The organism is Gluconacetobacter diazotrophicus PA1 5, assembly GCF_000067045.1.
GTDB classification, from domain to species: Bacteria; Pseudomonadota; Alphaproteobacteria; order Acetobacterales; family Acetobacteraceae; genus Gluconacetobacter; species Gluconacetobacter diazotrophicus.
On sequence record NC_010125.1, the window covers coordinates 315,203 to 327,463 of the forward strand.

A 12,261-nucleotide genomic window follows, 5' to 3' on the forward strand; every position below is an offset into this window, starting at 1 on the left:
ATCAATCTCTACCGGGTGGCGGGATGCGCCGAGGGCGATCTGCCGCTCTGGCCCGGCCGGGCGCACAGGATTCCGATCCGCTATACCACCGGGCGCACGCCGCGGATCATCGTGAAGCTGCATCTGGACGGACATCCGATCGACGCCATTCTCGACAGCGGGGCCTGGCGCACCGTGATCAGCACGTCCGACGCGCACGCGGCGGGGGTCACGGATGGGGCCCTGCGCCACGACCCGACGCGAAACAGCATCGGGATCGATGACAATGACAACAGGACCTACCTGCACCAGTTCGATACGCTGCGGATCGGGGACGATTTCGTGCTGAATCACCCGCAACTGGCCGTGACGGACACCGACCAGACCCTGCTGGGCGCGGATTTCTTCCGCACCCATCGCGTCTGGCTGTCACGCCGGCAGGACGCGATGTACGTGCAGGCCCTTCAGGAAGGGCGCCCCGCCCCGGACGCGCCGCGCTGAGGATGCAGGATCACGCGATCCTCGCTCCCGCCTCGTCCTTCAGCACGATCCCGCTGGCGCCGATCCGGCGGGCCTCGTTCAGCAGCCGTGCCAGCGTGGCCGCCGCCTGTCGGGGCGTCAGGCCGCCATGGGGGTGGATGTTGGAAATGCAGTTGCGTTCGGAATCCATCCGCCCCGGATACGGGTCCCAGGTCATGTACAGGCTGAGCGATTCCGCGACGCTCAGGCCCGGCCGCTCGCCGATCATCATGACCACGCAGCGCGCGCCCAGTCGCTGCGCGATATCGTCGCCCAGCGCCACGCGGGCATTGTGCGCCACCACCACCGGGGCGATCCGCCAGCCGGGCAGCAGGGCGCGGCAGGCGGCCAGGACCGGCGGCCCCTGGCGTTCCGCCGCCAGGGCCGACAACCCATCGGCGATGACGAAGGCGATGTCGTACGATCCGGGCACCAGCCCCGCCGCGCTGTCGGGCGACAGGCGCCGCCCCAGGTCGGGCCGCCGGACGAATTCCCCGCGATCGGCCGCCTGGCTGCGCACCGGCACGAACGCCTCGTCCAGGCCCAGCGCCTCGGTCCGCAGCGGGGCCAGCACGGCCTGCCGGGCCCGGGCGTGCGCCAGTTGAAAGGCCCGGACCTCGGCCCCCGCCACGGTGTCGCCGGTCCGCGCCTGGCCGATCCGGGCACTGGTCAGGCGGCGCAGGGGGCCCCACGGGTCGGATGCCGGGTCGGTGAGGTCGTGGGCGGTCATGCTGTCCAGTCCTCGGTTTCCAATTGGGCGATTTTGCTGAATCCCGCGTCGTTCGTAACGAGGATCGAATTCAGATCCAGGGCATGCGCGGCGATCAGGAGGTCAAGACTTCCCACGATCTTTCCGGATGCCTCCAGCGCGGCCCGCAGGTTGCCATATGAATCGGCCGTCGATGATTCCCATGGCTGGACATCCACGCGCTGAAGGAATTCGTTCACGACCCGATGGAGCCGGGTCGCCTCCGGACGTTTGGCGATACCGAAACGCAGTTCGGCTTCCGTGATGACGGAGATGCAGACGCTCGCCATGGGGATCTGAGACAGGCGCTCCAGCGCACGCGGATGCCCCTTGAGAATGTGACTGACCGTATTGGTGTCGAGCATCCGGGTCATTGTTAAGCCGGCGCTCACTTCGGTCCCTCGGCGAACGGATCGCGATGGTCCTGTGCCTGATCGCGTTCGGAGTCGCTGAGGAAATCGTCCGGCACGCCGCCCTCCCTGATGGCAGCGAACAAGCCGTCCCAGCTTTCCGGTCGGCGCGAAAGGATGACGTCGCCCGTTGCCTCGTCACGGCGAATGAAGACTTCCGTGCCTTCAAAGCGAAAGGCGGCCGGCAGACGAACCGCCTGGCTGCGGCCATTGTTGAAGATTTTTGCGACCTGCGTCATCACACCCCTCCGCGACAGGTGACGTGGCATATGGCGCTTTATGGTATACGGCATGGTATATATCAAGCGTTTCATAGGCCAGTGTCATGAACGCACCAATCATGTCACCCCTGTCAGCCACGCCGATGCAGGCGGTTTTCGCGGCTTTCGCGCAGGTCCAGCAGGCCCAGGAACGCCATGTCGCGGTCCAGTTCGCCGGCGATCAGCCCGATGGCGTGCGCCAGCCCCGGCTGCCCACCCAGGATGGTGGCGAAGAAGAACGGCCGCCCGATCATCACGCCGTCTGCGCCCAGGGCGATGGCCGTGATGACGTCGCCCGCCCGCCGCACCCCGCTGTCCAGCAGCACGGTCAGGTCCGGGCAGGCCTGCCGGATGGCGGGCAGCGCCTCCAGCGGCGAGATGACGCAATCGCACAGCCGCGCCCCGTGATTGGATACGATGATGCCGTCCGCGCCGATCTGCTGCGCCGTCACGGCGTCCTGCGCCGACAGGATGCCCTTCAGCACCAGCCGCCCCGGCCATGACCGGCGGATGGCGCGGATATGGTCCCAGTTGAAGTCCGCCGCCCCGCCGACCGCCCCGACCGACCGCGCGAAGATCGACGGCCCCCGGCCGGGGGTGATGTTCTGGATATGCGGAATGCCGCGCGCCAGCAGCGTCCGCCCTAGCCGGCCCAGCAGCCAGCGCGGGTGCGACAGCATGTCGAACGCTAGACGGGCGGACGGGCGCAGCGGCATGGCGTAGTGCGCGCGGGTCTCGTCCTCGCGCCGCGCCGCCACGGGCACGTCCACGGTGATGACCAGCGTGCGGAACCCGGCCCGGCCGATGCGCGTCAGCATCCGGTCGATCAGCGACGGATTGGCGGGCAGGTAGGCGGCGAACCAGGCATCGGGATTGTCGCGGATGACGTCTTCCATCGGCGTGATGGAATTGGCGCTGAGCTGGTAGGGCACGCCCGCCGCATATGCTGCCCGCGCCATCGCCCGGTCGGCGTCGAAGCCGATCACCGCCGCCGCGCCGAAGGCCGAAATCCCCACCGGCATGGCGTAGTGATGGCCCATCAGGTGGGTGCGCGCGCTGCGCCGGCTGACGCCCCGCAGCACATGCGGGACCAGGCACCAGCGGTCGAAGGCCGCGCGATTGGCGGCCAGCGCCCGCCCGTCGCCCGCCGACCCGTTGATGTAGGCGAACAGCGCGCGCGGCAGCAACCGCCGGGCGGCCGGGGCATAATCATGCAGGTTGAGGAAGCGCGGGGCCTCCCCCCGCCGCGCCCGGATGGCACGCAGCCAGCCGGGAATGCGGGCCGGGATCGGTTCGTCCAGGGCGGGCAGGGTCTGGTCCGTCGCCGTCATCGTCGGGTGCCTCTCGCAGTATACTGGTTTTCCAGCGTTTTGCGGGGGGCGGGGTTGCCGGTCCGGTCCGAGAGGCTTTTGAAACAGCCTCTGAAATGTCAGCCCGGCCCCAGGATACGCCCCAGGCTCTGCGGGGCATTGACGCGCAGCCGCCCGTCGGGGTCCAGCAAGTTCATTTCATGCAGCCAGGCCTCGAATTCCGGCGCGGCGCGCACGCCGAAGCTGGATCGCAGGGTCAGCATGTCGTGATGGGACAGGCTCTGGTAGCTCAGCATCACGTCGTCGCCGCCCGGCACGGCGATCAGGAAATTCACCCCCGCCACCGTCAGCAGCATCATCAGGTTGTCCATGTCGTCCTGGTCGGCTTCGGCATGGTTGGTGTAGCACGCGTCGCATCCCATCGGCAGGCCCATCAGCTTGCCGCAGAAATGGTCTTCCAGCCCCGCGCGGATGATCTGCTTGCCGTCATACAGGTATTCCGGCCCGATGAATCCCACCACCGTGTTCACCAGCAGGGGCGAGAACGCGCGCGCGACGGCATAGGCCCGGACCTCGGCCGTCTGCTGGTCCATGCCGTGATGGGCGCCGGCCGACAGCGCGGAGCCCTGTCCGGTCTCGAAATACATCACGTTGTGCCCCACCGTGCCGCGATTCAGCGACCGGGCCGCGTCATGGGCCTCGGCCAGCACGGACAGCGACACGCCGAAGCCGGCATTGGCGGCCTGGGTGCCCGCCACGGATTGGAACACCAGGTCGACCGGTGCCCCGCGCGCCATCATCGCGATGGCGTTGGTGATGTGCGTCAGCACGCAGGTCTGGGCCGGGATGGCATAGCGGGTGCGCACCTGTTCCAGCATGTCCAGCAGCACGATGCCGTTGGCGATGCTGTCGGTGGCGGGGTTGATGCCCAGCACGGCGTCGCCCACCCCCAGCAGCAGCCCGTCCAGAAGCGACGCCGCGATGCCGCGCGCATCGTCGGTCGGGTGGTTGGGCTGCAACCGCGTGCCCAGCCGGCCGGGCAGGCCCTGCGTGTTGCGGAACGCCGTCACCACCCGGATCTTGCGCGCCGCCGCGATCAGGTCCTGGTTGCGCATCAGCTTGCTGACGGCCGACACGATTTCCGGCGTCAGGCCCGGCCCCAGCGCCGTGATCGCGTCGCCATCGGCCGTGTAGGACAGCAGCCAGTCGCGGAACTGCCCGACCGTCATGTGCGCGACCGGCGCGAAGGACGCCGCGTCGTGCGTATCGACGATCAGCCGCGTGACCTCGTCATCCTCGTAGGGTACCGGCACATCGTTCAGGAAATCGCGCAGCGGAATGTCGGCCAGGACATGCCGGGCGGCCATGCGTTCCACCGGGTCGGCGGCGGCCAGGCCGGCCAGTTCGTCGCCCGACCGCGCCGGGGACGCGCAGGCCAGGACGTGGCGCAGATGGGCGAAATTGTAGCGTTCGCTGTCCAGGATGATCCGATAGGGCACGGTGGGGATGATCCTTCTCTTTTGTCTTCCGAATAGCGAAGCCCGTTCAGATATTTGAAGAGAATGAGACTGGTTGCCGGACAGGAGTTTATCGCGGGCTGATAAAGGCACGGAACCCCGAATATCGACAATGAATTGAATGGAAATTCCGGCGGGAACGGGCTCGAAAATGATGGGCGCGATGACGGGTGCAGCACGATTGTCATGTCTGAATAGAAAATGGGGATGTGGAATAATACATTGTTATAAATTGTTTTTCTCTCATAAAAATATGGCACTTGGTGCCATTTTTCACGTAGACGTGATTCCCCGATCGCTTGCTCTTCGACTCCCGCCTATATATCCACCGAATAATTAAACGGACCGATTCGGTCCTGTTTAAGGACCCGTGCGACGCCGGGTCCGGCATTCAACGCAGACGACGGAGCGGCACCGTGGGCATCGATCAGGAACCTCCCTTCAAATCCCGTTACGGAAACTATATCGGCGGCGAATGGACGTCCCCCGTGAAGGGCGCGTACATGAAGAACACGTCCCCGGTGGACGGGCGGGTCCTGTGCGAAGTGCCGCAATCGACGGCCGAGGATGTCGAACTGGCGCTGGACGCGGCGCACAAGGCCTTCAAATCCTGGGCCCATACCTCGCCGGCCGAGCGGTCGCGGGTGCTGCTGAAGGCGGCGGACCGGATGGAGGCGAATCTCGACCTGCTGGCCCGGGCCGAGACCTGGGACAACGGCAAGCCGATCCGCGAGACCCTGGCGGCGGATATTCCGCTGGCCATCGACCATTTTCGCTATTTCGCCGGGTGCATCCGCGCCCAGGAAGGCGCGCTGAGCGAAATCAACGACACGACCATCGCCTATCATTTCCATGAACCGCTGGGCGTGGTCGGCCAGATCATTCCGTGGAACTTCCCGATCCTGATGGCGTCGTGGAAGCTGGCCCCCGCCCTGGTCGCCGGCAACTGCGTCGTCATGAAGCCCGCCGAAACCACCCCCGCCAGCATCCTGGTGCTGATGGAACTGATCGGCGACCTGTTCCCGGCGGGCACCCTGAACATCGTCAACGGCCTGGGCCGCGATGTCGGCGCGGCGCTGTCCACCAGTTCGCGCATCGCCAAGATCGCCTTCACCGGATCGACCCCGACCGGCAAGATGATCGCGCACGCGGCGGCGGAAAACCTGATCCCGGCCACGCTGGAACTGGGCGGCAAGTCGCCCAATATCTTCTTTGCCGACGTTATGGACCAGGACGACGATTACCTGGACAAGGCGATCGAGGGCTTCACGATGTTCGCCCTGAACCAGGGCCAGATCTGTTCCTGCCCCAGCCGCGCGCTGGTTCATGAATCGATCTACGAGCGGTTCATGGAACGCGCCCTGCCCCGCGTGAAGGCCATCCGCCACGGCAACCCGCTGGACCCGCAGACCATGATGGGGGCCCAGAACTCCAGCATGCAGGAAAACAAGATCCTGGAATATATCGGCATCGGCAAGGACGAGGGCGCGGAACTGCTGACCGGCGGCGCCAAGCCCGACCTGGGGGCCGCGTTCAACGACGGCTTCTACGTCCAGCCGACGGTGTTCCGCGGCCATAACAAGATGCGGATTTTCCAGGAGGAAATCTTCGGGCCGGTGCTGGCCGTGACCACCTTCAAGACCGAGGAAGAGGCGCTGGCGATCGCCAACGACACGCCGTTCGGCCTGGGGTCCGGCGTGTGGTCGCGCAACGCCAACATCTGCTATCGCATGGGGCGCGGCCTGGAAGCGGGGCGGGTCTGGATCAATTGCTACCATGCCTATCCCGCGCACGCGGCGTTCGGCGGATACAAGAAGTCCGGCATCGGCCGCGAAACGCACAAGATGGTGCTGGAACACTACCAGCAGACGAAGAACATGCTGGTCAGCTACAGCGAGAAAAAGCTCGGATTCTTCTGAGGTTTTTTCTCCTGAGCTTTCGGGGCGGGGCCTGCTATGCTGCGCCCCGTTTTCCATTCTGCTGGTATGGAATTTGAAAATCGATGGTGTCCAGATCCGAAATCCTGATTGTCGGCGGTGGTGTGGCCGGACTTGCCCTGGCGACGCGGCTTGGCGGGACACTGGGGAAGCAGGGCAGCGCGCGCATCACGCTTATCGATAAAAGCTTCTCGCACGTCTGGAAGCCGATGCTGCACTGCTTCGCTGCCGGCACCGCGCAGAACGAGAACGACCGCATCAGCTTCATGTCGCAGGCCGGCGCCCATCATTTCGAGTTCTGGCCGGGCGAGGTGATTTCCCTGGATCGCGCGAAGCGGGAGGTCGTGCTTGGCCCGCTGCGGGCCTCGGACGGCAGCACCGTCCTGGAAAGCCGCACCGTGACCTATGACGCGCTGGTGCTGTCGATCGGCAGTTGCGCCAACGATTTCCGGACCCCGGGCGTCGCGGAACATTGCCTGTTCATCGACAATCTGGTGGAAGCGAACGGATTCAACGAAAAATTCCGCATGGAACTCCTGCGGGCCTATGCGACGAATGCCGAGCTGGACATCGCCATCGTCGGCGGCGGCGCCACCGGAACGCAGTTGGCCGCCGAACTGCACAAGGCGCTCGACATCGTCGGGCTGCATGCGTTCGGCCCGACGCCGCCCAGGCTCCGGATCACCCTGCTGGAGGCCGGACCGCGCGTACTGCCCGCTTTTCCGGAGGCGGTGTCCGCCGCGGCGCAGCAGGAACTGGAGCGGATCGGCGTTTCGGTGCGCACCTCGGCCATGGTTTCGGGCGCCGACGAGACGGGATTCAGCCTGAAGGACGGCACGCATATTCCGGCCACGCTGCGCGTCTGGGCCGCGGGCGTGAAGGCGCCGGACGTGACGAAATCCTATGGCGGCCTGTCCCTGAGCCGTTCGGGGCAGATCCTGGTCAAGCCCAATCTGCTTTCCGTCGATGACGACCGGATTTTCGCGCTGGGGGATTGTTCGTTCATCGTCGACGACCCGCTGCCGCCCACGGCACAGGTGGCCCGGCAGCAGGCGCACCATCTGGCCCGCCATCTGTCCGCGTGGATACGCGACGGGCAGGACGTCCCCGCCTGCGTGTTCCGCAACAAGGGCGCGATCGTGGCCCTGGGCAATTATAACGGCTGGGGTACGCTGCCCGGTGGAAGCGTCTTCGGTGGCGGCGTGCTGAAGGGCCTGACGGCACGGGTGGGCCATCTGATGCTCTATCGTCAGCATCAGGTCGAACTGTACGGTTTCTTTCGCGGCCTGATGTCCTGTGTCGCGGACTGGATCGACACTATGGTGCGGCCGTCAGTTCGTCTGGACTGATCCAGTCCAGATCGGCCGGGGCCAGCATCGCGGCCTGCAGTCGCATGATCCGGCGCAGGATCGGAACCAGGCGGCTGCGCCCCTTCAGCCTGATCCATTCGTCCAGCGCGGTCCGGAATGCGGCGATGCCGGATCGCGCGGCGACGCGCGCGGACAATGCCCGGTCGTCGGACGGCGCCAGTCGCTGCATCAGTGCGTCCGCGAGGCTGTCTTCCCATTGCGCGTATTTACGCAGGCTGACCGACAGCAGCGCCGGCGTGCGTTCGATCAGATAGACGCAGGCGTAGGCCTCACGCGGGGTGGGCGCGATATGCGGAACCACGGATTCGAGCGCGTGACCGAGCAGGGCCTGCGGGGGAAGGCTGGCGGGGCATGCGGCGACGCTGCGTGCCAGGACGTCCGTCATCTGCTGCGTCCATGCCGTCACGATGTCGGCCTTGGTCGGGAAATAGCGAAACAGCGTGCGCCGTGCGATTCCGGCGGTCTGCGCGATTTCATCGACCGTGGTTTCTTCAAAACCTTTCGTGGAAAGCAGGGACATTGCCGCGTTGATGAGCGAGGCGCGCGTTTCGACGCGGCGCTGCTCTCGGCGGGACAGGACGGATTGAGGCGATGCAGACGACACGGCAGGCTTTCTCAAATGGATTTCGGCAGGATAGTCCAGAAGGACGATCCCCACACCTGCCGCCAGTAAAGAATTGATCGTCCGATCCTTGTTCCTTCTTTCAAAAAAGAACAGGGCGCCGTTTCAAATACCCCATTGCCGGGCGCGTGGCCCGGATCGTCAGAAACGGCGCTTTTGAAAGCCTGGAACCCTAGAGCGTGATGATTTCGGTCTGAATCGGAATATGGGTACCCAGATTGCCGAAAATCTGATTCAACATGCTGTCTGGATTGGAGGCCAGCATGGATGGCGCGTCCTTATTCGATGGATCTTCGCGACCGGGTTGTGGCAGCCGTGGAGACAGACGGCCTCTCCTGCCACGAGGCCGCGAAGCGCTACGGTGTAGCACCCAGCACCGCGATCCGGTGGATGCAGAGCTTTCGGCGGACCGGCAGCGTTTCCCCTGGCCAGATGGGCGGCCACAAGCCGAAACGGCTGACGGGTGCGCATCGGGAATGGCTGATCGAGCGTTGCAAGGCGGGGGGCTTTACCCTGCGGGGCTTGGTCGCAGAACTTGCCGGGCGCGGGCTCAGGGTCGATTATCGCTCTGTGTGGGTCTTCGTCCACGACGAGGGGCTCAGCTTCAAAAAAAACACTCGTCGCAGCCGAACAGGACCGTCCTGATGTCGCCCGACACCGGGCGCGATGGCAAAAATACCAACACCTCATAGATCCCGCCCGCCTGGTGTTCATCGATGAAACCTGGACCAAAACCAATATGGCGCCGCTACGCGGCTGGGCGCCGCGTGGCGAACGGCTCCGGGCCAAAGTGCCTTGGGGTCATTGGAACACCATGACCTTTATTGCCGCCCTGCGGGTCGATCGGATCGATGCGCCGTGGCTGCTCGATGGTCCGATCAACGGCGAAAGCTTCCGCATCTACGTCGAGAATGAACTCGTGCCGACGCTCAGGCCTGGTGACATCGTGATCGCTGACAACCTCGGCAGCCACAAAAACAAGGCAGCACGCGCAGCCATCCGACAGGTCGGCGCGCGCCTGATCCTCCTGCCAAAATACTCCCCAGACCTGAATCCCATTGAACAGGTCTTTGCCAAGCTCAAGCACCTGCTCCGCAAGGCCGCGGCTCGAAGCCGCGACGCAGTCAGTTCAACCATCGGCGAACTCCTGCGCAGCTACGCTCCCAGCGAATGCGCCAATTATTTCATAAACTCAGGATATGGACCAACCTAAAATCATCACGCTCTAATCCCCATGGACATGTTCAGCATCGGCATGGGCTGCGAGCCCAGGATGGTGCTCGGCAGCTTCCCGTCCCACCGTTTCGCCTGCGTATAGGACACGTATTCCGGGCTGGCCCCCAGCGCCGCCGCCTGGGCCCTGATCGCGTCGGCCTCGGCCTCGCCCTTGATTCGGGTTGCGGCGGCTTCGGCTTCGGATCGCGCCTTGATCGACCGGGCCTCGCCCTCGGCGCCCGCCACGGCGGCGTCGGCGTTGGCGCGGGCGGCGATCTGCTGGCGCTCGGCGTCGATGAGGGCCTTCTGGCGCAACTGCTCGGACCGCGTGACCTCGGCCTTTGCCTTGGTCATCATGTCGATCGCGTTGCGAAAGGCGGCGGTATAGTCCAGGTCGGTAATCTGGACCTCCGACACCTCGATGCCGTACAGCGCCATGGCCTGCGCCGCGACGTCGCTCTTGATCTCGCCCTCGATCTGGGCGCGCGACCGCGGCACGTCGGCCACCTGCCGCTTGCCGAACGCCGACTTCATCCGGTCGTTCGCCAGGGTATAGATCCGGCGTTCGTAGTACGGCACATGCTCGTACAGGTTCCGCACGTCGGAATCCGGAACGGCGAACTGCACCAGCATGGTCACGTCCACACCCTGGTTGTCGGCGGTGAAGACCTCGGATTTCTGGATTTCGACCTGCTGGATCGCGGTACTGTATTCCGTCACGCTCTCGATCCAGGGCAGCTTGAAGTGCAGTCCCGGCCCCGCCGTGCGCGACACCGCGCCGAAGCGCGTCACGACGCCGATATTCTTCTGGTCGATCGTATAACCGGACCCGGACAGCAGAGAAAGGATGACAAGACCGCCGATCGCGATGACGCCATAGCGGGCCAGCGACTTCGGGCTGGCGGCATAGTTCTGGAATACCATGACGATACGATATCTATTATTGTTCCTCCCGGCAATCGGGGGCACGCGGCGCCCTTTACAGGCGCAGATGCGCTCTCTAGGAGAGGCTCCGCCCGTTTCCCCTTTCGTTCGAATGGCCGACATGCCCAGCCCGCCCTCCGCTGACAGGAACCCTCTCCGGCACTCGGTGTTCGAGGACGCCTATGCGCTGGTCATCGGCTGTTCGCTGATCGTCCTCGGCCTGGCCTGCCTGCATCGCGCGGGGCTGGTCACGGGCGGCGTGGCCGGCGTGGCGCTGCTGCTGTCCTATGTCCTGCCGCTGTCGGCGGGCATGCTGTTCACGCTGATCAACATTCCCTTCCTGCTGTTCGCATCACGGACGATGGGCATCGCCTTCACGGTGAAGACGCTGCTGGTCAGCAGCAGCATCACGCTGTTTTCACTGGTCTTTCCCCACATCATGGGACTCAGCTTCATCGACCCGCTCTGGGCGGCGTTCTTCGGCGGCACCACGATCGGCATGGGTATCCTGTCGCTGGCGCGGCACCAGGCGGGCGTGGGCGGCACGGGCGTCGTCACGCTGTGGCTGTACAAGACAAGGGGCTGGAACGTCGGCAAGGCCCAGTTGACCATCGATGTCGGAATCCTGCTGGTGTCGCTGCTGGCGATCGACGTGAGGCATGTCCTGCTGTCGGCCGTCAGCGCCGTCGCGATCAGCGGCGTGGTCGCGACCTTCCACACCGGGCGCGTACTACACGGGCTATTAGAGGCTGTCAAAAGCCCTGATGCCGGCGATCCGACGCGCGTTCCCTGTGCTCCGATTCGGTCTCGGCCCGTCAGGCCGCTCCGCTTCGGTGCTCGGGAACACACGCCGGGCGCGGCCCTTCGGGCGCATCTCGCTCGGTCAATCGTTCAGGGCTTTTGGAACAGCCTCCGAACCCCCGCCCGAAACTTTCCCCGCTGCCGGCGTGTTGGAGGTGCGCGGAAGGGGAGGGCAGGATGACGCAGCCACCATCCCGGAACGAACCGGACATGACGGCCGACGAACGCCACGCGCTGGCCGCCGCGATTGATGCGTATCTCGATACCGACAAGCCCGGCATGGGGATGTACGGCCTGCTGGATCGCGCCGGGGACGCCGCGGTGTACGACCAGGTACGGGGCTGGGGCTGCCAGCCCCACCCGGCGGAGACGAGCGCCGCCATGATCGCCCGGCTGATCCCGCCCGAGGACCTGGCGCACCTCGCCGCGGCGGCGGGCGTTTCGGAGCAGGCGGTGGTCCGGTACCTGCTGGTCCATCTGCCCCGTGCGGTGCGCGGCTTCGTCCTGGCCCTGCCGATGCGGCGCCCCGCGGACATCCAGGGCCGCGCCCGGCAGCATTTCCCCTGCATCGCGACCAGCGGGGTGAAGGGCTAGGCAGGACCATGCCCTACTGGCTCCGGCGCATGAACCCATTGTAGCATGCCGGCTT

At 65.4% G+C, this 12,261-nt stretch carries 13 protein-coding genes; 6 read left to right on the top strand and 7 right to left on the bottom strand.

The genetic code is table 11. The features are described 5' to 3' along the window. Positions 1 to 15 precede the first annotated feature (15 nt). Positions 16 to 480 carry a retropepsin-like aspartic protease family protein gene (locus GDI_RS01445; RefSeq protein ID WP_012554272.1) on the top strand — a complete coding sequence of 155 codons (465 nt, stop codon included), beginning with the start codon at positions 16 to 18 and terminating at the stop codon, positions 478 to 480. Between the two features lie 10 nt (positions 481 to 490). On the opposite strand, the gene eutC is transcribed toward GDI_RS01445, so the two are convergent. From eutC to GDI_RS01470, 5 genes are all read right to left on the bottom strand, one after another. Next, positions 491 to 1,228: an ethanolamine ammonia-lyase subunit EutC gene (gene eutC / locus GDI_RS01450; RefSeq protein WP_012222567.1), complete on the bottom strand. Its 738-nt coding sequence runs from the start codon at positions 1,226 to 1,228 to the stop codon at positions 491 to 493. After that, positions 1,225 to 1,620, bottom strand: coding sequence for a type II toxin-antitoxin system VapC family toxin (locus GDI_RS01455; protein WP_012222568.1), 396 nt, complete (start codon positions 1,618 to 1,620; stop codon positions 1,225 to 1,227). Before GDI_RS01455 ends, eutC begins: the two co-directional genes overlap by 4 nt. A gap of 14 nt (positions 1,621 to 1,634) precedes the next feature. After that, entirely contained in the window at positions 1,635 to 1,895 is a 261-nt protein-coding gene (locus GDI_RS01460) for an antitoxin (RefSeq protein WP_012554274.1), read from the bottom strand. A gap of 113 nt (positions 1,896 to 2,008) precedes the next feature. Continuing rightward, on the bottom strand, positions 2,009 to 3,247 hold the full coding sequence (locus tag GDI_RS01465; RefSeq protein ID WP_012222572.1) for an alpha-hydroxy acid oxidase: 1,239 nt from the start codon (positions 3,245 to 3,247) through the stop codon (positions 2,009 to 2,011). 98 nt (positions 3,248 to 3,345) lie between these two features. After that, positions 3,346 to 4,725 carry an ethanolamine ammonia-lyase subunit EutB gene (locus GDI_RS01470; protein WP_012554275.1) on the bottom strand — a complete coding sequence of 460 codons (1,380 nt, stop codon included), beginning with the start codon at positions 4,723 to 4,725 and terminating at the stop codon, positions 3,346 to 3,348. A 434-nt stretch (positions 4,726 to 5,159) separates the two neighbouring features. Between GDI_RS01470 and exaC the strand changes: the two genes are divergently transcribed. Together exaC and GDI_RS01480 are read left to right on the top strand one after the other, a co-directional pair. Then, positions 5,160 to 6,662: an acetaldehyde dehydrogenase ExaC gene (exaC, locus tag GDI_RS01475; RefSeq protein ID WP_012222576.1), complete on the top strand. Its 1,503-nt coding sequence runs from the start codon at positions 5,160 to 5,162 to the stop codon at positions 6,660 to 6,662. Between the two features lie 83 nt (positions 6,663 to 6,745). Continuing rightward, on the top strand, positions 6,746 to 8,029 hold the full coding sequence (locus GDI_RS01480) for an NAD(P)/FAD-dependent oxidoreductase (RefSeq protein ID WP_012222578.1): 1,284 nt from the start codon (positions 6,746 to 6,748) through the stop codon (positions 8,027 to 8,029). Here the strand turns inward: GDI_RS01480 and GDI_RS01485 are convergent. Further along, on the bottom strand, positions 7,998 to 8,708 hold the full coding sequence (locus GDI_RS01485; RefSeq protein ID WP_012554276.1) for a TetR family transcriptional regulator: 711 nt from the start codon (positions 8,706 to 8,708) through the stop codon (positions 7,998 to 8,000). The genes GDI_RS01480 and GDI_RS01485 overlap by 32 nt on opposite strands. A 231-nt stretch (positions 8,709 to 8,939) precedes the next feature. Between GDI_RS01485 and GDI_RS18795 the strand changes: the two genes are divergently transcribed. Next, positions 8,940 to 9,885, top strand: a protein-coding gene (locus GDI_RS18795; RefSeq protein ID WP_076611189.1) for an IS630-like element ISGdi6 family transposase whose coding sequence is annotated in 2 segments (ribosomal slippage) — positions 8,940 to 9,278 and positions 9,280 to 9,885 — 945 coding nt in all. Because the reading frame shifts where the segments join, the coding sequence is not laid out codon by codon here. Positions 9,886 to 9,890: 5 nt separating this feature from the next. On the opposite strand, the gene GDI_RS01500 is transcribed toward GDI_RS18795, so the two are convergent. Beyond that, a complete protein-coding gene (locus GDI_RS01500) occupies positions 9,891 to 10,811 on the bottom strand; it encodes an SPFH domain-containing protein (protein ID WP_012222584.1) in 921 nt (306 codons plus the stop codon). A 121-nt stretch (positions 10,812 to 10,932) separates the two neighbouring features. Here GDI_RS01500 and GDI_RS01505 point away from each other — a divergent pair, with 121 nt between their 5' ends. Both GDI_RS01505 and GDI_RS01510 read left to right on the top strand, forming a co-directional pair. Further along, the gene (locus GDI_RS01505) at positions 10,933 to 11,793 is read left to right on the top strand and encodes a YitT family protein (RefSeq protein WP_081482914.1); all 861 of its coding nucleotides are present in this window, start codon (positions 10,933 to 10,935) and stop codon (positions 11,791 to 11,793) included. Beyond that, positions 11,790 to 12,206, top strand: a complete 417-nt coding sequence (locus tag GDI_RS01510; protein WP_012222588.1) for a hypothetical protein — start codon at positions 11,790 to 11,792, stop codon at positions 12,204 to 12,206. Before GDI_RS01505 ends, GDI_RS01510 begins: the two co-directional genes overlap by 4 nt. Positions 12,207 to 12,261: the final 55 nt, after the last annotated feature.

What these genes read in the sequence shown, in the direction of transcription:
- eutC (WP_012222567.1), bottom strand. Translation starts at nt 1,228, where the DNA reads ATGACCGCCCACGACCTCACCGACCCGGCATCCGACCCGTGGGGCCCC.
- GDI_RS01455 (WP_012222568.1), bottom strand. Translation starts at nt 1,620, where the DNA reads ATGACCCGGATGCTCGACACCAATACGGTCAGTCACATTCTCAAGGGG.
- GDI_RS01460 (WP_012554274.1), bottom strand. Translation starts at nt 1,895, where the DNA reads ATGACGCAGGTCGCAAAAATCTTCAACAATGGCCGCAGCCAGGCGGTT.
- GDI_RS01465 (WP_012222572.1), bottom strand. Translation starts at nt 3,247, where the DNA reads ATGACGGCGACGGACCAGACCCTGCCCGCCCTGGACGAACCGATCCCG.
- GDI_RS01480 (WP_012222578.1), top strand. Translation starts at nt 6,746, where the DNA reads ATGGTGTCCAGATCCGAAATCCTGATTGTCGGCGGTGGTGTGGCCGGA.
- GDI_RS01500 (WP_012222584.1), bottom strand. Translation starts at nt 10,811, where the DNA reads ATGGTATTCCAGAACTATGCCGCCAGCCCGAAGTCGCTGGCCCGCTAT.
- GDI_RS01505 (WP_081482914.1), top strand. Translation starts at nt 10,933, where the DNA reads ATGCCCAGCCCGCCCTCCGCTGACAGGAACCCTCTCCGGCACTCGGTG.
- GDI_RS01510 (WP_012222588.1), top strand. Translation starts at nt 11,790, where the DNA reads ATGACGCAGCCACCATCCCGGAACGAACCGGACATGACGGCCGACGAA.